Here is a 26628-nt window from a genome sequence, read left to right as displayed (position 1 = left end):
GGACAACCGTAAATTATTTTTAATAAAAAACAGATTCAATTACAGGGAAGTAGTCGTTGCTGGAGAAATCATTTGAACATCTTGGTTAGTAAGTACTCATATATATATGGATTACATAATGCCAACCAATACATATAAATAGCTACGGGTTAAATATGTTAGTCAATAGGTTGTGAATAGAAAATATTATCACTCGAAATAGTATTTCGGGATAAAAAATAGGAGTCGAAGAAATTGGAAAGACACAACGAAATATCTGAATTTATTTGGAGTATTAAAGAGCACATACGAGACGAATATGCAGAGAAAGATTACGAAGATGTAATCCTACCTTTTACTTTATTGAGACGTATTGACTGCGTGTTGGAAGAAACTCACGAGAAAGTAGTACAAGCATACGATAAATTTAAGGACAAGGCATCATCCGAAGTCCTTGATAGGCTATTGAAGCAAGCTTCTGGACAGAACTTTTATAATAAGTCGGACTATACTCTGGTTGGACTAACAAAAGATATTAATAATATTGGGGTAAATTTTGAAGCTTATTTAAATGGCTTCAGCGAAAATATCAAAGACATTTTACTTAATTTTAGTGGTGGACCAGAAAAAGGACTGTCACCTATTTACGAAACATTATTGCGAAAAGATTTACTTTTAATTGTTACCAAAGAATTTGTTTCATCAAAAATTGATTTGCACCCTGACAAAGTCAGTAATCACGATATGGGGACTATTTTCGAAATCCTTATTAGGAAGTCAAAAGAAACAAGTAACGAAAAAGCAGGGCAATATTTTACACCAAGAGAAATTGTTAAACTAATGGTTAACCTCGTGTTTGTTAATGAAACTGATAAACTGCAAAAAGCAGGAGCAGGTATAAACATATACGACCCTTGTTGCGGGACAGGTGGAATGCTTACAACCGCAAAGGATTATTTACAACAAAACATTAATAAAAATCTTGATGTATGGGTATATGGACAGGAAATAAACGAACAAACATACGCTATTGCCAAATCTGATTTGTTGATAAAAGGTGAAAATGCGGAAAATATTAAACACGGAAATACAATAACAAAAGACAAACTGATAGGTAAAACCTTTAACTACATGCTTACAAATCCACCTTTTGGCGATGACTGGAAAAATATGCGAGAGTTTGTAGAAGATGAATCTGAAGAAAAAGGCTATAATGGCCGTTTTGGTGCTGGAACGCCTGATGTAAGCGATGGTTCGTTTTTATTCTTACAACATATGATAAGTAAAATGAATCCCCAGGGGAGCACTATTGGTATTGTATTTAATGGCTCTCCCCTATTTAACGGCGATGCAGGCAGTGGCTGGAGTGATATTCGTGGTTGGATAATGGACGAGCCTAGCGATTTGCTAGATTGTATTGTAGCCATGCCAAAAGATCTTTTTTACGGTACTGGTATTGGCACTTATATCTGGATTTTAAACAATAAAAAACCTGCTGAACGAAAAAATAAAGTTCAGTTGATAAATGCTATGGATTCAATGTTCACAAAGAAAATAAAGTCCTTAGGTAAAAAACAATATGAAATAAGCGAAGAAGGTATTAGTTTAATTACAGAGATTTATAAAGCCTACAAAGATTACAATATAGAAGTAGAAGAGAGCGGAAAAAAGCGAACAATTGAAATCAGTAAGATTTACGATGTAACAGATTTTAAATACACCAAGGTAACGGTTGAACGGCCATTGCGCATGGCATATGAAATAACCAATGAAAAAATTGAAACTCTCAAAAAACATCCCAAGTTTATAGCATTGGCTACCAGTAAAAAGAAGGACAAGGTAAAGGCTGAAGCCGATGTTGCAAAAGGCAAAGCTTTGCAGGATAAAATAATTAAGGTGCTTGAAACATTTAAAGGGAAAGCCCGAGAGATGAATGATGGAAACTTCTTTACGACTTTCCAAAAATTCTTTGGTGGAAAACCAAATAAAACTTTGTTGAAAATGCTTAGAGATGTGTTGGGCGAAAAAGACGAACAAGCAGAAGTTGTTTTTGAAGATCCCTATAATGCCCACGAGCAAAAAGGAAGAATTTGTGATTGGGATGAAAAACCAATGCATGATGGCGATATGCGGGACAATGAAAGCATTAAATGGAAAGAAAATATAGATGAGTATTTTGAACGGAATGTATTGCCTTTTGCCACTGATGCATGGATGGATAGAGAAAAAGATAAAATTGGTTACGAAATACCTTTTACCAAGTTCTTTTATGAATACAAGCCTATGCGTGATTTAAGCTTGATTATGAAGGATATTGAAGACCTTGAAGAGCAAACTGAAGACTTGTTGAAAGTGATTAAAGAGGTTGCCAAATGAAAAAGTATCCTTCATATAAGCCAAGTGGCGCTGATTGGCTGGATAGTATTCCTAGTCATTGGTCAACATGGAAAGTAAGCCGTTTGTTTAAACGAATAGGGAGTGGAACTACACCAAAAGCAGGGACGCCAGAATACTATGAAAATGGCACTATTCCTTGGATTAACACAGGAGATTTAAACGATAGTTATATTAATGAATCTTCTAAGTATATTACTCAAAAAGCTTTTGATGATCATAGCACTTTGAAAATGTATGAAGCAGGAACTCTCATTGTTGCAATGTATGGGGCAACAATTGGAAAAATTGCAATAACAAAATTCAAAGCTTGTACAAATCAAGCTTGTTGTGCATTAGTTCAACCTACAGTAATTGATACAAAATTCGCTTTTTATTGGTTTATTGCAAATAAAGATGACATCATAAATCTTAGTTATGGTGGAGGTCAACCCAATATTTCACAGGACATAGTTAGGAATTTGAAAATACCAATAGGGGATTTATCTGAACAACAAAACATCGTCTGTTTTCTCGATTACAAAACAGGGCAAATAGATAGCTTTATTGCCAATCGTCAGAAGCAAATTAAATTGTTGAAGGAACAAAAAGCAAGCATTATATATAAAGCAGTAACAAAAGGCATTAATCCGGATGCTAAATTGAAACCAAGTGGGATTGATTGGATTGAGGAAATACCGGATGGTTGGAAAATGGTGAAGATGAAATACTGCTTAAAATCAATGGTGGGTGGGGGAACACCTTCAAAAGAAAATCCTCGCTATTGGAATGGTGATATACCATGGATCTCACCGAAAGATATGAAAACTGATTTAATAGAAAAAGCGGAGGATTACATTACAGTCAAAGGATTAGAGGAATCATCTACAATATTAATAAAAGAGCCATCTATTCTTATTGTTGTTCGGTCTGGAATCTTAAAACACACTTTACCAATTGCGGTAAATCGGGTTCAAGTTACTTTAAACCAAGACCTTAAGGCCTTAATCCCCAACAAACGATTCTCCATAAACTATTTGTTTGAGCTTTTCAGGGGGTTATCAAATGTTATCTTATTTAACTGCTCAAAAGTTGTTGCGACAGTTGATAGTATCGAAACAGATGATTTGTTGAATCTTCATTTGCCTGTTCCACCAATTGAGGAGCAAATAGATATTATTGACTATATTAAGACCGAAACATCAATTATTAATAATCTTATTCACAAATATCAAAAACAAATAGATTTAATGCAAGAATATAAAACATCCTTAATCAGCAAGACTGTAACAGGGAAAATTGATGTAAGGGAATGGCAACCAAATAGAAGGGGGGATTAATATGAGTCAAACAAGAGAAATTAATTTTGAAGATACAGTTTATGATTTTCTTAAAGGAAGCAAGCTCTATACTTCACGTGTTAGTAAAAACTTTAACTTAGAATATGTTTTGGATGTTGAATTATTAGAGCAATTTATCCGAAATACCCAACCAGAGACTTGGAGGAAGTTAGAAAGACAATTCCCTGTTAATACAATGGAAGCAGTTGCTAATGAATATGCCAAACTGCGTGATAAAAGAGGCGTCCTTAATTTAATTAGAGAGGGATTTGTTTTGCAAGGGGCTAGTATAAAATTGATATCATTTAAACCCTCATCTAGCTCAAATCCTGAACATCAAAAAACATATGAAGCAAATAGCTTTTCGGTAATTCGGCAAGTTCATTACAGTACACTCTTTCCGGATAAAAGCATAGATTTAGTAATTGCAATAAATGGTATCCCTATTATTACCTTGGAATTAAAGAACGAATTTACAGGACAAAATGTAACCCATGCAGTGGAACAATATAGCAAACGACGTCAGAGCAAAGACCCTTTTTTAAAAAATTGTTTAGTTCATTTTGCTGTTGATAACAACACCGTTTTGATGACTACAAAATTAGATAATGGCAATACAAGATTCCTTCCGTTTAATCGTGATACAAAAAATCCAATTATACCTGACAAATTTGGCAGCAGTTACTTGTGGGAAAAAATTTTACAAGCTGATAGCTTACTTGAGATATTAAATAATTATATATTTTATGAACAAGATGAAAAAACAAAAGCATTAACGACGATATTTCCTCGATATCACCAACTTTCTTGTGTTCGAGAGTTATTAGCAGATGTGAAAAAAACCGGTACAGGCAAAAATTATCTGATTCAACACAGTGCAGGAAGTGGTAAGAGTAAAAGTATCGCCTGGTTAGCTCATCAGCTATCCAATTTATTTGATGCAAACAACCAACCGATTTTTGACAGTATTATTGTAATTACTGATCGAATTATATTAGACAGACAACTTCAAAAACAAATAAAGCAGTTTGAGAAAATTAATGGAACAGTAAAAACAATTACACAAGGAAGTAAACAGCTTATCAAGGCTTTAACCGATGGCGACAAAATTATCATTAGTACTTTGCAGAAGTTTGGCTACATAAGCGAAATAGCTAATCTAAACGGTAAACATTTTGCAATTATTGTAGATGAAGCACACAGCAGTCAAAGTGGTGAAAATGTTAAGGATTTAAAGGTCAGTCTTACAACTGATGATGCTTTAATAAATATTATTACTCAAGATGATGAAAATAGCGATCCGAAAGATACGGTAGAAAAAGAATTAGAAAAAATAATGGCAAGCCGACAAAAACTACCCCACCTTTCATTTTTTGCATTCACGGCAACGCCAAAACTCAAAACATTAGAGTTGTTTGGTATTCCTGATGCTACTCAAAAATCAGGATATCGTGCTTTTCATGAATATACTATGAGACAAGCCATTGAAGAGGGCTTTATTCTAAATGTATTAGATAATTACATAACAAAAAGCACTTATTTCGAACTGATAGAAAATGAGAAGGCTGAAGAAGGGAGAGAGTTTGAAAAACTAAAAGCCAAACGGCTTCTTATTAATGAAGTAAACAAACACCCTTTTGCTATATCGGCCAAAAGTCATATCATGCTGTCTCATTTTATGGAAAAAACCATTCATAAAATAGGGGGAAATGCAAAGGCATTGTTAGTAACAAGCTCTAGAGCTCACGCTGTTCTTTATAAAAAAGCTTTTGATAAAATCATTCTCGAACAAGGCTATGGCATAAAAACACTTGTTGCATTTTCTGGTACGGTTGATTTGGACGGAGATAATTATACTGAGGAAAGTATGAATGGGCCAAAGGTAAGCGATATTGCAAATGAATTTAAAAGACCAGAGTATAAGATATTAATAGTTGCTAACAAATTCCAAACAGGGTTCGACCAACCGCTTTTGCATACCATGTACGTAGATAAAGTATTGGGGGGTGTTGCTACCGTTCAAACTTTAAGCAGATTAAACAGAACAACAAAAAATAAACAGGATACATTCATAATAGACTTTGTTAATAAACATAAAGATATACAAAAGGACTTTCAGAATTATTATCAAAGTACCATCCTTGATAAAGCGACCGACACGCAGAAATTATATAATTTAAAGTATGAAATAGAAAAAGCGGATGTTTTTAGTGAAGATAAAGTTACTTATTTCATTGAAATGTTTGTCCGAAAGAGAGTGAAGTCTGAAGTTCTGTCACCATACTTTAGGGAGATTGCAGACGAAAAATATCTTGCACTTTCACAAGAGGACAAGGATAAGTTTAGAAAGAACATTATTAAGTATATTAGACAGTATTCTTTCATATCTCAAATCATTACTTTTATTGATACTAACCTTGAAAAGTTCTATCTTTTTGTGAAGCTACTTTTCAAATACTTGCCTTATGAAAAGGCAACATTACCACTTGAAGTAACTCAAATGGTTGATATGGATAAATATAGAGTACAAGAAGAAGAAAATGGAAGCATAATTCTTAATCCAGAAGATGCAACTCTTGAAAATAAGCAAAGCGACGGTCATAAGGCAATACAAGTAGATTCTAAAGAACGATTAGAAGTTATTGTGAAACAAATAAATGATAAGTTCGCTATTGCTTTAGATGATGATGACAAAGTAGTAAAGGAAATGTATGAATCATTAAAAAAAGATAACAGTTTAATGGAGAGCTTGCGAGCTGACAATATTGAAGACGTTAAAAGATTGAAACTACGTGAAAGTATTGACGATGCTCTACTAAAAAACGCTGAACCACCTATTGAGTTCATGAACAAATTATCAAAGGATAAAGGATTGGCAAATTATGTCGTTGGACAGTTTCTTGAAATGCTAATGAAAGAGGCAAATGAATCCAATGCTGAGTATTTTGAAAATTGATAGCTATAAGAAGAAATGAAGTAGAGGTGGCATTCTCCAACGAACTGGAGTAATTGCTTATAAACTATATATGTGATCTATCAGTTGAACATTTCTAAGTGGTGGTGAAACAATGGCAGAACTAAAATATGAAATCACAGAACACATTGCTGTTCTTTCTGAATCAGCAAAAGGCTGGAAAAAAGAACTAAACCTTATTAGTTGGAACGGTCGTGAGCCAAAGTACGATATTCGTGACTGGGCACCTAATCACGAGAAAATGGGTAAGGGTGTAACATTATCTATTGAGGAATTAGATAAGTTGAAAGATGCATTCACATCACTTTAAATTTATAAAAATAATACTTGGCGTAACAGTATGCTACTTTTAACTGAAAGGGATTAACTCTTTCAGTTATTTTTTATCTAAAACTTAATGTAGCAGTTTCCTATAAGAATGGTTATATTTGTGAGTTTACCCATTTTAGTAGGTAATTTATAGGGTTTCATATGTTATGATAAAGATTATTTGATAGCATACTTAATTACAGAGAGCAAAACCAGCTTCTTTTGGTGTAGGTAAATTTCGAGGTTTAAATTTGGCAACAACAAACTTGGGCAAAGGGTCCTACTGTTATTTTCAAGAATATAGAAAAAGAAATAGATATTAATGATCTTACCAGCAATGTAAGGAAGTTTTCAAAGCTAGGTTATAATGACTATATGTTTTTTTTATTAACTTTAATATTACCATTAATCACTGTAGATTTTAGCAAATTTACTAATTTATATATATGTTTTTTAGTGATAATCTTTATAATACTTTTATTAGTTAATTTAAATTATATAATTGCCTGTCCATTACTAATTTTTTCTAAATTTAAAGTTTGGGTTGTTGATATAGAAACTGAAATCCAGGGAGAAACGCATATATTGGAAAATGTGTTTGTTATCACTACTGAAGTGGATCTTTATAATAAAAAATTTATTAAAAAACAGCTACTTCCTCGAATATACTATTTAAAATGTTTGGTGATAATAGAGGACTAAAAGGTATAAATTTACAATCATTTAGAGTAAGTATTAAATTCGATTAATAATGTTACGGTACTAATTTTGCAGACGTCTTTATAAATTTCTACATTTTATGGAATGATATATTTGTTATACAAAAGGAACAATCTTAAATTGGTAGTTCCGGCAGAATATTTCAAGAAGGAACAGTGTTTGCTTTAGCGAATTACATAGGAATTTTTAAAATATTGAAAATATAGAATGAGGTTATCCTATTGATTAATGAGATCCCTTAGGTTACACAATTACAAGAAATGTTCAAGAGGCAATAAATTACCTTGTAAACTATAAGGTTCATCTACTCTCTCTAGACCACGATTTAGGAGAAGATGAGGAAGGAAACTTATTACCGACTGGATAAAAAGTATTAAGGACAGATAAAATTTACATTCATACCGATAATGGCGTTGGAAGAGAAAATATGTATCAAACCCTTAAAGCTGCCCAAAGAAGAGGCTTTATAGAACAGGATATAGAAATATATCATTATACCATTACTCCCAATAAATATTCTGGTTAAAAGAGCTGATTAACAGCTCTTTTTTTTTACGAATGGATGCTTAGCTGAAGAAGGACCTATTATCCTTTTTAAAGATATATGGTTAATACTTAAACCGCTCATAACACCGATTATGAGATTGAAAAAAAGATACAAGAATTTTTGCCGAATCTAGTAGAGGCAGTTGACAATAAAATAGAATCATCTGTGATTGACGGAATAAATTATCCAATCGCAGAAAAATGATTGTATAGAATGTGATGAACAATATAATTGTAGAGATCAGGAAATCTGTGGCATTGGATTTGCGTTTTGGAGAGAAAAATAACTCTAAATTTATGTATATAAATGTTAATATCTTTGCTTTGTTAGTATATAATACTATGAAGTGGAGGTGTTTTGGTTGTGGTCAAAATCATGGTGGTTAAATAAATGGTGGTTTCTATGTGGTAGTATGATTGAAATAGGTAACATTTTTCTCCTATTATTAATATCTTACTTATCAATTATAATTAATATTTTTATTATTTTTGGCTTAGATGAGATAGAGTTTTTAGAAATACTTAGAAGACTAGATATATTAAATGTCATATTAACTACAGGTATAAGTATGTTAGCTGGTATATTAATTTTTGAATTATCTAAAGACAAGGTAAGGAAGGACATTATTTATTTGATTTTGTCTAACTGTTTAGTAGCATTAATCATTAGTATAATTTTAACGATTCAAATAGAAAAGAAATATGTCTTTTTTGATTTAAATTTAGTGTATTTAGTAACATCTATATTTTTTATTATTACACTAATTATAGTTTTTAGAGCGAATTATAACCTTAGGAATGTTAAAGAATACATACATATACAAAATGAGGCTCATACAAGTAGAGAGGCAAGTAATGTTAAAATTGATAATACAGAATATAAGATGTAAGGAAAGGAGGAAAAAATATGTCACAAATTAATTTGAAAACTATTGAAACTCATCAACCAATTGGCGATTTTTATATAGCTAAAATAAACGCTAAAGACTTATATAATATTTCAACTGTTGACCGTTTAATGATTGAAATGCAATCGAAAGAAAATGAATTAATTTATAGAGGTATTCAAAGAGAAATTAATGAGAATAAAATTCAAAGTTTACAAGATTATCTTGAGTCTCCAGATGCAACATTTCCTAATTCTATAATATTGAATGTAGAAACACAGTTTGTTATTTCAAAATCCAAAGATTCATTGATTTTAAAAGCTACAGAGAATACATTTAGCGTAATTGATGGACAACATAGATTAGAAAGTTTTCGAGAATTTAATTATACTGATTTTGAACTTGTAGTATCTATATTCATAGGTTTATCAATCGAAGAACAGGCTAGAATATTTACTATAATTAATTCAGAACAAACTAAAGTAAATCCATCAGTTCAAATGTTTCAAGAATTACATGATAAAGTCTATACTCCAAGAAAAATGGCTGCAAAAATCACAACTTTATTTGCTAAAGATATCGATTCTCCTTGGAGAAATAAAATAAAATTGTTGGGAGTAAAAGATGACTTGTCAACAGAAGGAATTATTAGTTTAAGTGCATTTGCGAAACCAATTATTGGGCTAATATACGATGATAGAAGATATCATTTTTTGCGTGCGAAGATTCTAAAAGAAGGTATTAATTCAATAGATAAACTTGAAGTATCAAAAAGCTCAATCTCTCAATTCTGGAAATTGTATTTACAAGAGAATGAAGCAGCTATGTATAAAATTTTATTTAATTATTTTAATGCGATTAGTATGATATTTAAAAAGGATTGGAAAAACAAAAATAGCTTATTAACTAAAACCACAGGATATAATGCTTTAATGTTATTGTTCAAAGATGTTTTTAAGGTTGCAGAATCACAAAGAGACTTTACTGAAAAAAACTTTTATAATTTATTAATAGTACTTAAAGAAATGGATACTACGATAAATTCAACTAATTATGGTGCAAGTGGAGAAAAAGCTTCTTCTGATTTATATAAAAAATTTAAAGAAAGATTAGATTTAGACTTAATACATAGCCAAACCTCCTAACATTTGGTGTTAGGAGGTTTTTATCTCACTGGACAAAAGAAAAAAATGTGGCAGCGACGGGTTGCAGATTACAAAACAAGTGGCGAACCCAGTATGAATTGAAATCCATACAAAAACAGGAGTAGGGAAGATTTAGATAAAATGCATTTGATTAAACATGAATTATTTAATCGTCCGTAACTTTTCATCTTGAAATGAATTTTATAATAAGGAATATGGTAGTAATTCTAAGTATAATGAGCTTCAATCACTACTTGCCCCCGCAAAATGTTTGTATTTTCTATTAAACGTAGTCAAAAGCGTAGTCAAACATTCTCGATAGTAGCTATAAACCCTTAAAAACGCTGGTATTATAGCACCTTTAGGAGCGGGTGGTTCAACTCCCGCCGTCTCTATAAAATCACTCATCAGATGACTTTGATTTATTTATGAAGTTCAAAAGCTACAATTACTGAAGATTATTCAGTGATTGTGGCTTTTTGTTGTTTTCATTATGTCCCAACCTTGTCCATATGCTCCCAAAATTGCAGCTAACGCATGGACGGTATTCATAAGATATCCCAAAAGATAACAAAAAAATTCGATACAACATTCTAAAAATTTGTGTTAGAATAAAATATCAGTCTACTTAAAGTTAAAATAAGTACAAATTATTTTAATGGGGAGAAGTGATTGTGCTTTTTTTATCATGGGGGTTTTAATAAAATTTTGGGGGATAGTAGAATGAAAAATTTATTTGTTAAATGGAATCAAGTGAGCCTAGTAAAAAGGATTTTTATCGGTATTATTGTGGGCCTTATCTTAGCTTTAACGGTTCCTAATGCCGCAAGTTGGGTCTCTATTTTCGGTTCTTTATTTGTCGGTGCATTAAAGGCAGTTGCACCAATATTAGTATTATTCATAGTGATGCACGCGATTGCCGTACATAAAAGTGGTAAGAAAACGAATATGAAATCGATTCTTGGTCTTTATGCTATTGGTACATTCCTAGCTGGGGCTGTCGCTGTAGTTGCAAGCTTTATGTTCCCAGTTACATTAACACTGACAACAGGAGCAGAAGACCTTTCTCCACCAGAAGGAATTGCGGAAGTTATTGAAACATTACTATTTAACATAGTTGCCAATCCAATTGATGCAATCATAAATGCTAACTATCTAGGTATATTAATGTGGGCAATCGTTCTTGGGATTGCATTAAAAAATGCAAATCAAAACACGAAAGACATGATAGGTAGTTTTTCGGATGCAATCACTAAAATAGTACAATGGGTGATTAATTTAGCACCGCTTGGTATTATGGGGCTTGTTTTTAGTGCAATAGTAACAAGTGGTTTTTCTGCTTTAATTGATTACGGTAGATTAATTTTAATTTTAGTTGGATGTATGTTGTTTATCGCACTTGTAGTGAATCCGTTAATCGTATTCATCTATACGCGAAAAAATCCTTATCCACTTGTTTTTATGGTTTTAAGAGAAAGTGGTATTTATGCATTCTTTACACGTAGTTCAGCTGCAAATATTCCGGTAAATATGAAATTATGTGAAAAACTTGGCTTAGATGAGGATACTTATGCAGTGTCAATCCCTCTAGGTGCTACTATTAATATGGCTGGTGCAGCCGTTACAATTGCTGTACTAACTCTTGCAACCGTAAACACGCTTGGTATTGAAGTTGATTTTGTGACTGCACTTATGCTTGTTGTTGTTGCAGCTGTCTCTGCAGCGGGTGCATCAGGTGTCGCAGGCGGATCACTTTTACTTATCCCACTAGCATGTAATTTATTTGGAGTTCCAAATGATATTGCAATGCAAGTTGTTGGTGTTGGTTTTATCATCGGTGTTATTCAAGATTCTTGTGAAACTGCACTGAATTCATCTTCTGACGTACTGTTCACAGCTACAGCGGAGCACGCTAAAGAACGTAAAGAAGGTACAGTAGGTAAAGTAGTTACTAATTCTTAGAAACTACGACAAGAGTAGAAAGAATATAGAAGCTTGAGATTGATCCACCGACTCCATTTAAATATGGATTTGATTGAATGAGAATAATGAAGGTTTAAAAGCCACGATTACCGAAGATGATTCGGTGATCGTGGCTTTTTGGTTGTGTGATGATTTACCCGCCCTGTGTCATTTCACACGTACCTGTTCTTGAAACAAGAACTATTGTTGTTTTTTTGATATTGCAACGGATACGGCGGGATTTGAACCCGCGTCCAGAAACTCTAACATTTAAGCTTACGGAGTTCCAACTGCCACAGAATCATCATTTCCTGAAAGTGGATTAGTTGGTGATAACCTGTTCTTGATTCATGGAATGCATTCTTCAGGTAAAGGATAATGGACCGTTAAAGAGGCTTTGGACTTGAAGGTAGGCTGCAAATGAGTGGCGGTCATATTGTTAAAAAAATGGGGAACGCTATCCTAAAATATAATATTTCTTTATCAACATGGGTAACATTTAATAAATAGTATATAGACATAATAAGTTATAAATGTATACTTATTAAGTGAGTTGAATGGTCAGACGTTCGACCTTCTAATAATACAACTTTGTGGAGGCATTAAATGAATTATTTAATCTCAATCGTAGGCTTAATTGTTGTGCTGGGTCTTGCCTGGGTTGCAAGTAACAATCGGAAAGAAATAAAAATCAGACCAATTATCCAGATGCTCATTATTCAAGTAATTTTAACTTTTTTATTACTGAATACCAAATTTGGATTGATTCTTATTGAGGGAATCGCAGCTGGGTTTGAAAAATTACTCGAATTCGCTAATGAAGGAATTAATTTTGTATTCGGTGGCCTTGCGAATGAAGGACAAGCTCCTTTCTTCTTAACTGCTCTACTTCCGATCGTATTCATTTCGGCTCTGATTGGAATTCTGCAGCATATTAAAGTTCTTCCTTTCATTATGAAATGGCTTGGATGGGCAATCAGTAAAGTAAACGGCATGGGTAAATTGGAATCTTACAACGGAGTAGCATCCGCTATTGTTGGACAATCTGAAGTATTTATTACCGTGAAAAAACAGCTTGGACAATTATCCCCTCAACGTCTATATACACTAAGTGCGTCAGCGATGTCTACTGTATCGATGTCTATTGTCGGAGCTTATATGACGATGATTGAACCGAGATATGTCGTAACTGCAATCGTGGTTAATTTATTTGGAGGATTCATCATTGCTTCAATCATTAATCCATACACTGTCAGCGAAGAAGAAGATATCCTAGTTGTGCAAGAAGAAAAACAGAGTTTCTTCGAAATGCTGGGCGAGTATATTTTAGATGGATTCAAGGTTGTAGTCATAGTTGCGGCGATGTTAATTGGATTCGTTGCATTAATGGCAGGAGTAAATACCTTATTTGATATGATATTTGGAGTCTCGTTCCAAGAAATTATTGGATATGTCTTTGCCCCAATTGCGATTTTAATGGGTATCCCTGTTTCAGAATCAGTAACAGCTGGCGGTATTATGGCTACCAAATTAGTTACAAACGAATTTGTAGCGATGCTCTCATTAAATGATTTAGCGTCAAATTTGAGTGAACGATCAATCGGAATCATATCCGTTTTCCTTGTTTCATTTGCAAACTTCTCTTCCATTGGAATTATTTCAGGTGCTGTAAAAGGTCTTCATGAAAAACAAGGAAACGTTGTAGCACGAATGGGCTTGAAACTTTTATACGGTGCAACATTAGTAAGCGTATTAACAGCAATTATTGTAAGTATTGTCCTATAATCAGAAAAAGAAAATCCGCTAGAAGTTTAAGGAGTTCAGGTAATATGGAGAAAATCTTAAACGACAACTAGTGAAAAAAACAGACCAAAGCATTTAAGCTAAGGTCTGTTTTTATTTGAATGTGATTATGGAAGTAAAGTCTCCTGCTCAACATTGCGTAAAAAGGGGCTTGGTTCGCCAACGCTGTATAGCTGCAAGTAATGCATAGCCCTGGTGCAGGCGGTGTAGAATAATCTGCGAAGACTCTCATCGCAATACCAACTTTATTATCTGAAATACAAAATGAATTAACAGTATCAATTCCAGAGCAAACAGCAGTTAAAAAAGAATCAATAAATATAATGTTAGACGCTGCTACTGTTAACGAAAATATTGAAGTATCGTGTGCAATAGGTTTGCCGGTGGAAGCAGAGGTTGATGAAACGAAAGTTCAAAACATAATTGAAGATATTAAAAGACCGTTTCTAAATCAGAAAACATAACAATTAGCGAAGATGCTATGAGATAACAAAAGCTAACGGCGAAGTTCTAAAAGAATTTAAGCAGTCATAAAAGACAGTAGCTTTTTATTAACGGAGAAGGTTGTTATAGGAAGGACACCTTTTAGTTCATATAGAGTGCGAAAATAGCCATTATCGCACCCTGCCTTTGATTTAATAAATAAATAAATATTATCTTAATAAATGTTGATGGTATAGTTTTAAAATTTTGGTAAATTTTCTAATTCCAGGAAAATTTTAGTGCTAATATCTTCAGGTGAAGTAATTGAAACTAGCGGAATTTCAATTGATACTGCACTTTGCATTCCCCAGTAACGGATTTTTGATTTTTCTAAGGTTGTGCTTGTCCAAACATCATTAACTTTAGTAATTTCAAAAAATCTATCTAATCTGAATGGATCCCAAAAAATCCAGTGATCAGAAATCGTTGGAATTCTGTTCCATTCTGAAAAATCGAATTGATATCTAGTTAATGAAATAGTAGGATAGTTATCTTCTCCTTCGAGGTCAACTTCAATACCATAAATAAATCCATCTTTCAAATTTTGAATATGTTTTAGTGGTGAATCTTTTTCTTCTTGATATAATTTAATAAAATTACTTGTTAACCAACCTTCATAATCAGAATCTGATTTCCAACGTAAGAATTTTGGAGTAAGTGGGATAAATCCTTCTTTCTCAGCAATCCTGTCTAATTCAGAAAATAATAAATTTAAATTTTTATAAGTTTCTTTTAATACATAAATAGAATTCGAAATATTTTGTCCTACATTAGTCGGTTGCGTTGTATTCATAAACTTGTTCCTCCTTAATGGTTTTAGTTGGCCAGATCCAAATATTATTGCTTATTGAATCTTCATGCTTAAAAGAATAGGCTGTTCTCATAATCGGTTGATTAAATATATTTGAATTAAAGCCTTTATAGGAAGTAAATCCTTTTTTTGATAATAAAGCTTGTAAATCGCTGAGTATTAGCTGCTGTCCTGTTTCAAATTGATCAACATCCAGATTTAGTAACGATTCGTGAATATCCTGCCAACACATAAATCCAAGTTCGACTGAAGGTGAAATAATAGACCTATTCAAGATATTTTTCCTTACTGTATTCATCATCTCGTATGGAGCAAGAAACAGTAAGTACGAGTCACGGTCTTTTGAAAGTTTTGAAATCATTCTTGAATATCGGGCCAACTGATTTAAACTATCTGAGTAATCTAGCTCAATTCTATCATCTTGATCATCGGATGAAATGCCACTCAAATATTTAATTTCAACACCAATAAGTGTTTTGTCGTTAATAAGTAATACATCAATTTCTCCCTCTTCCTCACGGTGCCAAAACTCTATTTGAGTTGCATATCCTTTTTCATTCTCTATAAATTTTTGCCAATTTTCTCTGGCTTCATTTTGATAAAATTCCGCTGTTGCAAAAACATGCCTTAAACCGAGTTCAAAAGGCAAATATCGAATTGTGCCAAAGAAATCACCGGTAAGCTTATCTTCAAGGCGATCTGATAAGTTGCTACCAGTTTGTGAGATTTTATTATGGATTTCGGCTAACAATTTCATCCCTCCATTCTACTACTTTTAGTTTATAATAAGTAAATAGGGAAATATATCCTTAAATAAGGTGTAAAGGTATTTATTTTATTATTAGATAGTTTTCTGTGTAATTAATGATAATTAAGGTTGGGAAGATGTTTGGAGTTTATTGAATTCCTAAAAAAATAGGCATTTAATAATTAATAGTTCCAAAAAGTTGAAAGACAACTCAGTTAGTCAGTATAATAACAGGCTTATTAATATGTTTGAGAAAAAATTTATAACAATGAAAAACAATTAAATGAAGAAATCATTGGAAAGATTAATCATTCATATGCAAACAGAACTAACGAGTATGAGAGAACATTGAAATATTATATAGAGTAAAAAAATATTTAATTAATGAAAAGGAGTGATTTTGAATGATAAAAGTGTGTATGTATCTTATGAAGAAAATGGACCCGAAATACTAATACTCGATCGTGAAGAATATCAAAGGAATGGTAATTAGATGTACCTGAAAAGAAAGATAGTAATATCATTTATTTAGAGTGCTACCGATAAATATTAAAATAAAATCTTATAACATATTGAAAAAGGTTCGAATAAAAATGCAAATAAGCTATCAATGGAAATTGAATAGACGATAGAAGAAATCTTACATTTACATCTAACACTTGATAGTACTCTTGTTTAGTTACAGCAATATTAGGTATTTTATTAATTTATTTCCAATGTTAAGAAAGTGTAGGTGAAAGGTTTGCGTACAATTTGTTTAACTTTTGAATCTTGGTATTCTAAATATGAGTGGTATGAATATTCAAATAAAAATAAATATTTAGAAATTCCAATGCTTACTGATAGATCACCATGTAGTGACCCATTCTTTGATATCTATTCTAATAATAAGCGACCATTATTAAGTGGTCTTTGTAGAGCTAAAAAGCATTATACAATAGGCGATAGATATGTGTATATTACAAAAATTAATAAGAGAATATGTAAAGAGAAAGGTTTCATTAAAAATCCTTCTGAAATTCATTACTGTTTAGTTGCTTCGTTAATAGTTAAGAAAACTTTTGATTCTCATGAATTAGCTGCGGAATCATTTAAAAAATCTAAATTTACTGTACACCCAGAGGAAACAAATCATCCACCAAACTTAATCACAAGTGATTTACCAGAATGTGCTATTAGTAAAGATTATTGTATCGTAGTCTCAAAAGCTAAAAAAGGAAAGCAACAACTTGCGCCAGATAAAGCAACAATAGAGGACTGGAAATATCAATATCACCTTTATGATAATCGCAAAAAAAAGAAGAATTTGCGGGTAGCAGAATGTGAATATGAAATATTGAAAAATGGAAAATATGCTCTTATTCAAAACTTGAACAAGAAACACATTATTACAGAAAGTGAATTACAATTTTTTTATGAAAAAAGCGATTCTCCAAAGATGAATACTATGGGGAGAAAAATTAATGAATCAAAGGTTCAAGATTTATTAACTAATTTCTTCTAAAATATATTGCAAAATGGGCAGTTTCTAGACACTAAAAAAGGCCTAGATATTAAGGGGATGCTAAGTATATTGTTAAGAAATAAAATGTTCTGAAAATGCTATTGTATTTATGCATCTCAAGTGATTTTATATCTGAAACAGCTTTTAAATTTCTACTGTATCTCATCTATGTTTATTCTGAAATGGAGTTGTAGTTTTATAGAAAAAATTTTTAACAAATCTTTAATTTATTTTTTCATTATTAAAAAATAGTAATTAGGTGGATTTATGAGAATTAGAAAAAAAGGTGTAAAAGTTACCATCTATAAAAACAATATGCTATTTGGGGAATTTGTAACGATTAAAGAAGCGGCTCATTTTATGAAAGCAGAATTAGGAAGAGAACAAATCCCATGGTCAATTATCAATAAGGGAATTCATGAAAATATTAGTTACAAACACAAAGATGGTTCAGTTTATACATTTAATCAAAAGAATAATCAAATACATAATTGTAGATCTAAAAAAGAGCAACCACAGATGGAAATAAATTCTTCCCCAAAAAGTAATAAATTTCAAAGAGTAACGTTCATAGAGTTTTTAAGCCGACATTTAGAACAAATCATTCATTTAAAGCTACAAATTAATGATCAACGTCTTAAACAACATCATTTAAGTTCAAAGGGCTTAGGAGAAGATTTATACTTTCTAACGGAGAGCTATCATCGTCAGAATAACTTATATAATGGCAAATACAGTATGACCGACTTTATCACGCCTGCAGCATTACATATACTGCAACAAAAAGAAAAAGCAAAATTAATTTTTGAACACATTGTACCAAAAAATCTCTATTTAAATATGCTAGTAAAAAAAGCGCAAGAAGGAATCTTGAACTATGATGAAATTTATAATGTACTTATGAAATATTACTATACATGTACTGTGACAGAGGAAGAGGACTACTTATTACCATCAACAAAAATGCAAGAGGATTGGGATGGTCATAACCCTTTCTATCGCTATCAATTAGTAGGAATTGAATTTTTAGAGAATCCAAAATCATATTAATTATAATTACATTATTAGTATTCATGATAGATAGAATGAGAATTTTAGAGTTAAAATAATCCAATATTTTTAAGGAGTTAATAATGGTCCATTTCTATTTGTCTGATTTATTAGAGAGATGCAACTACAACTTGAAGAAAACATTACTTATCCGTCATTCGTTGAAACATGAACGATTTATCAACGCATATCGTGATGGTTTCTTACGTGAATATACTCAAAAACAATCGCCTCACTTTTTTGACGGGTATGATAAAATAATTGTCTTTTCCGCAGATGAAGGTACTACTGCGAAGTATTTAAAATCATATGATGTGAGACATGGAGAGACACCGTTTATTTCACCAGATTGTTCGCCATTTTTGTTAGAGTCTTATAAAGATGAAATAATGCATCCTTTATTTGAAGTTGATAATGATCCATTAAATACCTACGAAAATAAATTATATATTGAATGGGGAAAGGCAGCTGTTAAATGGTCTCAAAAAGGAACGAATGAAAAAATCATTACACAGCTAGTGAATACAAGTGAATTTGTCTTTCCGGGATACGAAAATGTCTTATTAAAGTATCACGAGTTAAAAGAAATCATCGATCACAGACAAACTTATTCTGATTGGCACATCGCGCTAAGTTCTATCAATGCTATTTATGCAATTACAGATCTTTCAAATGGCAAAATATATATCGGATCTTCATACAGTAAAAACGGTTTGCTTGGTCGTTGGACTGAATATGCTAGAACAATACATGGAGGGAATGAAGCATTTAAACAGCTACATGCACTAAACTCTACCGCGCATATACATTTCCAATATTCGATATTAAAAGTACTTCCAAAAGATATTACAGCAATAGAAGCAGTTGAAGTTGAAAACAAATTTAAACGCAAGCTTCAAACCATACCGTTCGGCTATAACCATAATTGAAAAAGAAGTTTATGAGATGATATACGTATAATTTGTAAAAAAATGGTGAAAATTTTATTGCCATTTTACTACAATTTGGCGGATTTACATTGTAACATAACCGTTTCTACAGTAGAAAGTATTAGAGATACATATATCAGTTAGTATATATGGCAACCACCGGCTACGCTGTTCCCCAAGGTGAATTGGCAAGTTGGGATTGCCTGGAAAAAAGATAATTATGTTTCGTATGCTACGAAAACGTGGATTCGTTTTATTGAGGAAAAATTGAAGGCTATAGTTTAATCGAATAATACGTAGAGGGCATTTTGCTTCCCTTCCGTACGAACGGGGGGCTGTTTAAAAGTTGGTTGCCTGTAGAAGAGTAAAACGAAATTTAGGCTATGTTTAATATTGATTGAAATGATGCTATAATAGGGAACTCAGGTAGATTAGGAAGTCATGAGCCTAATTGAAAGGAAGGTATCCGAAACTTTTCCTGGTTAAATTCGGAAACACTTCGGAGGTGTATGAATATGAATAAAAAATGGACAATTGAAGAAATACGCGAGTATGTTAAAAAGAATTCAGATAGTGAATTACTTTCTAATGAATATATAGGTTACTCGCAAAAACTACAGTTTAAATGTTCATGTGGAAATACTTTTGAAAAAACATTTACCAAATTTAAAGGTAGCAATCAGAAAAAGTGTTCAAATTGTCAAGAAGCTAGACCTTCGCGTTAATAGGAAACACATGAAAACCAGATCATAGCGTTTAAGCTATGGTCTGGTTTCTTTATGATCACATTAAATAGTATCCTGCTCAGTTGCTTGAGCCATACGCTGTTTCTTAGACTTCCTAAAATATAGCAATTCATATATACAAGGAATAACAATCAGCGTCAGCAATGTTGCCATAGCTAAACCACCAATAACAACAATCGCAAGACTTTGTGAAACTAAGCTTCCAGTTTCTGCTTGCTTCATTAATAACGGAAGCATTGCACAGATGGTTGCAATTGCAGTCATGAAGATTGGTCTCATTCTTGTAGCAGTTGCTTCTACAAGTGCATCGCGGATAATCATTTTTTGTTCATTTTGTTTCACTCGGTCTAAAAGTACAATTGCATTTGTCACGACGATACCAATGAGCATTAATGCCCCTAGAAGTGCTGTGATATCAACTGAAATTCGGCTGACGACAATTCCTAAAATGGCACCAATTGCAGCAAGTGGCAATGAGCAAAGAATAGCGATTGGTGCTTTGACTGACTTAAATGTGATGACCATAATTAAAAATACAATCCCGATGGAAACAAGCATAATTAGGAATAAATCTGTAAAATCTTCTGCTTGTTGACTACTTGAACCACCGATTAGAACGTCGACATTCTCTGGAATATCCATGCCTTCATTGTCCTTTTTATCACCGAGGATCTCTAGATTTATTTTACTTGAGATTTCTGAGAGCTTTGCAGGATCCACTGATGCAGTTACTCGAAGGTAGGCATCCCCGTCTTTATGGAACTGGTTAGTTGAACGCTCTTCACTTTGTAACGTAGCAATGGATGAAACAGGGACAAGACCTGTATCAGTCATGACTTGTATCTTTTTCAAGTCTCCCGCTGTTTTCGTATCTAGGAGCGGCTCCAGGTATACAGTTTTTTGCTTATCATTTAAACTAATTGTTCCAATTGGTGTTTTATTTAACATTACACCTAACTGTTGTGCAACTTGTTCTGTATTTCCTTTTGTAGGGTCAACTACAAGAGAGTGTACAGTTTTCTTTTCATCTTGATTGGTTGTAACTTCCTCTACGCCTTCAATGTCCTGCACTTTTTCTTTAATAGTAGTTGCTACTTCTTCCAAATCCGCTAAGTTATCACCAACTACATCGATCGTGATATTAGTACTTGCTCCTCCCATCATAAAGGAAGATGCACTAACTTCTAAAATGGCATCAGGATATTGTTCCTTTTTCTTTTCCATTTCTTTCACGATGTGTTCTGTATCTTTTTTATCATTCAATAAAATACTGAAGGTTGCTTCAGTCGACGATCCAACCCAGCCATATTGAGCTGCTTCCGCTGGAGAACCTACTTGTGAAAACACATGTTGCACTTCATCTATAGCTAGAATAGATGATTCCACTTCCAATGTCTTTTCCTTTACTTCTTCTAAAGGTGTATCATTCGGGTAAGTGAGGGTTGCCATGACATAGTCAGCAGAAGAATTGTCAACTGCTCCTTTTGGGATGACAAAATAAGTACCGATTGAACCAAAGAATAAAAGGATGGAAATCGTAAACACAATCCATTTATGGTTCAAGGACCATGTAACTATTTTTGGGAAACGAACAGCTGGTTTATGCTCAGGTATCTTTGCATTCTTCAATAATCCTGCACTCATAACTGGAACAACAGTCAACGCGACGATTAAAGAAGCAAGCAAGGAGTACGTAACCGTTAATGCAAATGGTAATAGGAAATCTTGAAGTCCTCCATTTAATAAACTCATAGGTAAGAAAACGGCAACTGTTGTTGATGTAGAAGCAGTAATAGCGACTCCCACTTGTTTAGTTGCGTCAATAATCATTTTTACAGAGAATTTCTCTGTTTGCATTTTACGGAAAATATTTTCGATTACAACAATACTATCATCCACTAAGCGTCCAACCGCAACAGCGACACCGCCAAGCGTTAAAATATTCAATGTCACACCAGACAATGACAGTAGGAATAGTGTGAAGCAAAGTGATAAAGGAATCGATACGATCGTAATAAAAGTAGAACGGATATTTCGTAAAAAGAGCATAATGACAATCGTTGCAAATAGTGCACCAAGAAGAACTTCTTTTATCATCGTATGAACGGAATTTTCGACTAAATCAGCAGAGGATATGTAAACAACAGATTCCTGCTGTTTATACTCTTCGTTGATTTCCTTGGTTACTTTTTCTACTTCTTTACTAATAGTAACGGCATTAGATTGACTGTCCTTTGTAATGCTAATGTCTAAGCTATCGTTTCCATCGAAACGGCTAATAAAATTCGAATCTATCGTTTCTTCAACCGTTGCAATTTCGCCTAGCGTTACTCCAGGTCCTACCGTTAATCCTTTCAATTTTTCCATGCTTGTTAAATCACCGATTACTTTGATATTACTTGTTTTTCCATCCATATTCTTTTCGCCGACAGAAACAGCAGTGTTTTGTCCTTGAAGAATACCCATAACTGCTTGAAGAGAAATTTGATTTTCAGCCAATTTTTCATCATCTATTTGGACGGAAATGACGGAATCTGTAATCCCATAAACATCTACACTGGAAACACCTTTGATTTCTTGATATCTAGAACGAAGCTCTTCACGAGCAAATTCCATATTTTCTGTCGTCATACCTTCTTCAAAGGTAACAGCGATGTTCACAATTGGAATCATCGAAGTATTAAGCTGTGAAATAGTTGGCTTAGATATATAGGAAGGTAAAGCTACTTTGCTTAATGCATCTTGCACGTCCTGTTTGGCTTGCTTCATATCATATCCTGCCTCGAAGAACAGGTCTACTTTAGAAAATCCGTCTCCGGTTGTAGAATAAACAGATGTTTTTCCGTTTAATCCGTTAACGGATCTTTCAATCGGTATGGTTACTTCTGATTCCATTGTTTTAGAGTCAGTACCCTGGCCCATGGAAATAATGGTTACTTGCGGATTATCCGCTGAGGGTAAAAATTCCATCGGGAGTCTAAAGTAACTGACAACACCAATCACTAATATTAATACAGTTAATACAGCGACAGCAGCTCTGTTACCAAAAGCCCACTTTGTAAAAATCGACATAAAAAGTTTCCTCCTAAAAATGACAAATTTAATACCATTAAAATATTACTATAAATGCAAAAGGAAAAATTACACTATTATTAAACTTTAAAAAATTTACATAAATTTAATTCAAACTAAATACTCCTTTCTTTCAATCGCTTCAGTTGCAACTTTATTATAAGAAATAGAAAAATATTCCACAGTGACCCTTAGAATTATATTTATCTAAGACCTAAGACTTAGAATATAATGGGATTTCTTCCACTACGGAAAATGGATGGCTAATTATTGGAGTAACATATAAAAAGAATTTAGTTATTTATTAGCAAATTAAAGAAAGAACAAATGATAGGATGACAAAAAAATGAGCTTGATTGAAAGAATAGATACGGTTTGTATAAAAGTTAGGAACATGGAGGAAGCTAGCTCTTGGTAACAGGATGTATTGGGATTGCAGGAATATTCTAAGGAAGATCATTATGTCACTTTGAATATCGGAGAAGGCAATATACCTTTAACAGAAAAGGGACAGCCAGTTACGAATGAAAATTCTACTTATCCGATTTTCTTTTCATCCAATTTAGAAGACACTTACAAGGGACTTACTGAAAAGGGAGTCAAAGTGTCTGATATACAAAAGGATGGATTGAATACTTTTTTTACTTTTTATGATCTCGATGGGAAGAAACTTCAAGTTTGTTTTTGGGAATAAGCCTTATCTGAAAGGAAATTGCTGATATAATTAGGTAAACTTTTTAAGGGAGTAATGCATATGGACTTTTTTACATCATTATTTAATTCACATTATGACCTGTATATTAGATTAGTGGTAGCGACGATTATCGGCTTACTGATTGGTTTAGAAAGAGCCATCAAGCATAAGCCAGCAGGTATTAGAACGCATATTTTAGTTTGTTTAGGTTCTACATTGGCGATGTGTTTGTCCACACTAAACCAAGGGCGGTATATGGATCCAATGCGATTAGCAGCTCAAGTTATTAGTGGTATCGGTTTTCTCGGAGCCGGTGTTATTTGGCTAGGCAAGGATAATGTAAAACGTGGTTTGACGACTGCGGCAAATCTATGGATCACCGCTTGTGTCGGCTTAACGATTGGTTACGGTGCTTACGATTTAGCCATCATTACTGTAGTACTGATGTTCATCGCGATGAACTTGCCTAAGGTTTTTGAAAAAATGGGGATTTTACCGCAAAGAGGAAAAGATCATGACGAACATGACGATAGTGATAGCGATGGGGAGTAGACATGAAGGGAAGTAAATAGTCAATACTCATTTTTCTAAGGTTGGTTTCCTAAATTGGAAACCAACTTTTTTTCTAGCAATCGGTACTGGTGAAGAAAAAGGATTGATAAAAGGTTGGCTTTACGAAAACTCTTCTTTTTGAAACTTTTTCCATGTCTAAACGTATGGTAGATAGTTTGTTAAAAAATTGGAAAAAAGGGTGAGATTTGTATGAAAAAGTGGATAACCATGTTCGCAACAATTTTTAGTCTAGCACTTATTCATTGGCTTATTTCTTACGGATTTGAGTGGAGCTTTATAGACAGCATTATTCCTTTTGGCTTTATTGCTTTGCTCATTATTTTATTTTTTACGAACAAGAGCGGTGCAATTGGTCGGCAGATCGATTTGCAAATTCAAAGGTCGACTTTAATTAAGGTGGAAAATTCCAAACGAGTAAATGAAGTATCATTTGTAATGGTCGGATCCGTAGTTTACTTTGTAATGGCGCTTCTTGTTTCCTTTTATGTATATAAAGATTACTTCATTAATTAACATGGCATAACACCGGGAAACTGGTGTTATTTTTTATTTGGCTCTGGAAGCTCGTTTTTCACAGAAGTCTCAAAATATATGCTTCTAAACAACATACTTACTTAACAGAGTAAAATCTATTGATAAAGCCTGTTTAGTCTCCTTCTATAAAATTGCCTCCCCCAAAAAATTATAAAAAAACACAATATACTTACATATTTCATAGCCACTATTAATAGAAGTAGTGCTCAGTTTTGTGGTAACAATTAAGATCTAAAGTGATTATTTTGATTTTCTTAAATGCTTGGAATTCCTACGCAAAGTTCGTATCAGACTAAAGTTTAAGAGGTTCTCTTGTTTTATTTGAGCTAATTAGAAGAAAGTGAATCGAAAGTAATCATTTGACTTGAAAATTCTAATTCTTTAATAACAATAATATTTACTAGCTGTCCTAACATATAAACTTAGGGTGGCTTGTTTTGAATTTACTAATTTTAAAACCTAGTACTTTTTTAGTGGGGTGTGAATATACTATTTTAAAGGTTTATTTTACGTATATTAAGGAGAAGTTGGAAAATATTAAAGATGACATGTTACAGCCATATCACCGGATTGGAAAGAGGGCAAAAGACATTATTGCGAGTATTTTACTGCTTATAACATGGCTCATTGACAGAACTATTTTGAGTAACAAATGTGAATGAAAGGGAGCGGTAATTTGATTGTTGATATACATAATCACATTTTACCTGGACTAGATGACGGACCACAATCTATTGAAGAGGCTATACTACTTGTTGCAAATGCAGTTTCGAATGGAGTTACACATATTATTGCTACTCCTCACCATCGTAATGGAAAATATATGAACTCTTCTTCAGTAGTAAAAGCGGCTGTTGTTAATTTATACAGAGAGCTTTCAAAAAAAAATATTCCTGTGAAAATTCTTCCTGGACAAGAAATCTATATTTATAATAACATTCTTGAAGATTTAGAAGGTGATCTTTTAACGCTAGCTAACAGTGGAAAGTACTTATTAATAGAGCTACCTAGAAATCATATACCTGTGCATACTTTTGAGGTCCTTTATAAAATTCAACTAAAAGGATATATCCCAATCATAGTGCATCCAGAAAGAAATACTGTCCTCAGAAAGGAAAAGCAAAAGCTTTATGAGTTAGTAAGTAAAGGGGCTCTCATACAAATAACAGCAGCAAGTTTGGTAGGTGCCGATGGTAGAAGTTTAAAAAGGTACACAGTGGATTTAATAAAACATAATTTAGTACACTTCATATCTTCGGATGCACATCATTACCAAAAGCGACCTTTTTTATTGAATGATGCTTATCGGTATGTACGAAAAAAGTTTTCGGAGAGTCTTGTAACTTATTATAGTGAAAATGCAAAACATGTAGTATTCGGTACGGATATTCAAGCAATACAACCAATTAGTTTTAAATAAATTCGTCATTTATGAATGTACATTTG

General features: G+C 32.9%; 20 protein-coding genes. 17 read left to right on the top strand and 3 right to left on the bottom strand.

Annotated elements, in window-relative coordinates; genetic code table 11:
- The first annotated feature begins 234 nt into the window (after window positions 1-234).
- From MHH81_RS15375 to MHH81_RS15335, 9 genes are all read left to right on the top strand, one after another.
- Window positions 235-2355 (top strand): type I restriction-modification system subunit M, encoded by a 2121-nt coding sequence (locus MHH81_RS15375; RefSeq protein ID WP_340922751.1) that lies wholly within the window; start codon window positions 235-237, stop codon window positions 2353-2355.
- Window positions 2352-3692: a restriction endonuclease subunit S gene (locus MHH81_RS15370; RefSeq protein ID WP_340922749.1), complete on the top strand. Its 1341-nt coding sequence runs from the start codon at window positions 2352-2354 to the stop codon at window positions 3690-3692. Before MHH81_RS15375 ends, MHH81_RS15370 begins: the two co-directional genes overlap by 4 nt.
- Before the next feature lies 1 nt (window position 3693).
- Window positions 3694-6648 (top strand): type I restriction endonuclease subunit R, encoded by a 2955-nt coding sequence (locus MHH81_RS15365; RefSeq protein ID WP_340922746.1) that lies wholly within the window; start codon window positions 3694-3696, stop codon window positions 6646-6648.
- Window positions 6649-6760: 112 nt separating this feature from the next.
- Window positions 6761-6976 (top strand): YdbC family protein, encoded by a 216-nt coding sequence (locus MHH81_RS15360; protein WP_340922743.1) that lies wholly within the window; start codon window positions 6761-6763, stop codon window positions 6974-6976.
- 969 nt (window positions 6977-7945) lie between these two features.
- Window positions 7946-8062 (top strand): cyclic-phosphate processing receiver domain-containing protein, encoded by a 117-nt coding sequence (locus MHH81_RS15355; protein WP_445678144.1) that lies wholly within the window; start codon window positions 7946-7948, stop codon window positions 8060-8062.
- Between the two features lie 541 nt (window positions 8063-8603).
- Window positions 8604-9131 (top strand): hypothetical protein, encoded by a 528-nt coding sequence (locus MHH81_RS15350; protein WP_340922740.1) that lies wholly within the window; start codon window positions 8604-8606, stop codon window positions 9129-9131.
- A 17-nt stretch (window positions 9132-9148) separates the two neighbouring features.
- Window positions 9149-10273, top strand: a complete 1125-nt coding sequence (locus tag MHH81_RS15345) for a DGQHR domain-containing protein (RefSeq protein WP_340922738.1) — start codon at window positions 9149-9151, stop codon at window positions 10271-10273.
- A gap of 723 nt (window positions 10274-10996) precedes the next feature.
- Window positions 10997-12235, top strand: a complete 1239-nt coding sequence (gene sstT, locus MHH81_RS15340; RefSeq protein ID WP_340922735.1) for a serine/threonine transporter SstT — start codon at window positions 10997-10999, stop codon at window positions 12233-12235.
- A gap of 606 nt (window positions 12236-12841) precedes the next feature.
- Window positions 12842-14020 carry a NupC/NupG family nucleoside CNT transporter gene (locus MHH81_RS15335; RefSeq protein ID WP_340922732.1) on the top strand — a complete coding sequence of 393 codons (1179 nt, stop codon included), beginning with the start codon at window positions 12842-12844 and terminating at the stop codon, window positions 14018-14020.
- A 700-nt stretch (window positions 14021-14720) separates the two neighbouring features.
- Here MHH81_RS15335 and MHH81_RS15330 read toward each other — a convergent pair.
- Window positions 14721-15314, bottom strand: coding sequence for a hypothetical protein (locus MHH81_RS15330; RefSeq protein ID WP_340922730.1), 594 nt, complete (start codon window positions 15312-15314; stop codon window positions 14721-14723).
- Window positions 15292-16083, bottom strand: a complete 792-nt coding sequence (locus MHH81_RS15325; RefSeq protein WP_340922728.1) for an NERD domain-containing protein — start codon at window positions 16081-16083, stop codon at window positions 15292-15294. The genes MHH81_RS15330 and MHH81_RS15325 overlap by 23 nt, the downstream gene beginning before the upstream one ends.
- Window positions 16084-16822: 739 nt before the next feature.
- On the opposite strand from MHH81_RS15325, the gene MHH81_RS15320 reads away from it, so the two are divergent.
- From MHH81_RS15320 to MHH81_RS15305, 4 genes are all read left to right on the top strand, one after another.
- A complete protein-coding gene (locus MHH81_RS15320; protein WP_340922725.1) occupies window positions 16823-17584 on the top strand; it encodes a hypothetical protein in 762 nt (253 codons plus the stop codon).
- 267 nt (window positions 17585-17851) lie between these two features.
- Window positions 17852-18634, top strand: a complete 783-nt coding sequence (locus MHH81_RS15315; protein WP_340922724.1) for a hypothetical protein — start codon at window positions 17852-17854, stop codon at window positions 18632-18634.
- 83 nt (window positions 18635-18717) lie between these two features.
- Entirely contained in the window at window positions 18718-19563 is an 846-nt protein-coding gene (locus MHH81_RS15310; RefSeq protein WP_340922721.1) for a GIY-YIG nuclease family protein, read from the top strand.
- A 515-nt stretch (window positions 19564-20078) separates the two neighbouring features.
- Window positions 20079-20288 carry a hypothetical protein gene (locus MHH81_RS15305; protein WP_340922718.1) on the top strand — a complete coding sequence of 70 codons (210 nt, stop codon included), beginning with the start codon at window positions 20079-20081 and terminating at the stop codon, window positions 20286-20288.
- A gap of 63 nt (window positions 20289-20351) precedes the next feature.
- Here MHH81_RS15305 and MHH81_RS15300 read toward each other — a convergent pair whose 3' ends face one another.
- The gene (locus tag MHH81_RS15300; RefSeq protein WP_340922715.1) at window positions 20352-23381 is read right to left on the bottom strand and encodes an efflux RND transporter permease subunit; all 3030 of its coding nucleotides are present in this window, start codon (window positions 23379-23381) and stop codon (window positions 20352-20354) included.
- Window positions 23382-23814: 433 nt separating this feature from the next.
- On the opposite strand from MHH81_RS15300, the gene MHH81_RS15295 reads away from it, so the two are divergent.
- The 4 genes from MHH81_RS15295 (at window position 23815) to MHH81_RS15280 (ending at window position 26602) form a co-directional block, all read left to right on the top strand.
- Window positions 23815-24075, top strand: coding sequence for a hypothetical protein (locus tag MHH81_RS15295; protein WP_340922712.1), 261 nt, complete (start codon window positions 23815-23817; stop codon window positions 24073-24075).
- 60 nt (window positions 24076-24135) lie between these two features.
- The gene (locus tag MHH81_RS15290) at window positions 24136-24627 is read left to right on the top strand and encodes an MgtC/SapB family protein (RefSeq protein WP_340922710.1); all 492 of its coding nucleotides are present in this window, start codon (window positions 24136-24138) and stop codon (window positions 24625-24627) included.
- A 210-nt stretch (window positions 24628-24837) separates the two neighbouring features.
- The gene (locus MHH81_RS15285) at window positions 24838-25161 is read left to right on the top strand and encodes a hypothetical protein (protein WP_340922708.1); all 324 of its coding nucleotides are present in this window, start codon (window positions 24838-24840) and stop codon (window positions 25159-25161) included.
- A 697-nt stretch (window positions 25162-25858) separates the two neighbouring features.
- A complete protein-coding gene (locus MHH81_RS15280) occupies window positions 25859-26602 on the top strand; it encodes a tyrosine-protein phosphatase (RefSeq protein ID WP_340922706.1) in 744 nt (247 codons plus the stop codon).
- Window positions 26603-26628: the final 26 nt, after the last annotated feature.

The organism is Psychrobacillus sp. FSL H8-0484, from assembly GCF_038005325.1.
GTDB lineage: Bacteria > Bacillota > Bacilli > Bacillales_A > Planococcaceae > Psychrobacillus.
Note: the sequence above shows the minus strand (reverse complement) of the source record. Positions and strands in the feature narration are given on the sequence as shown.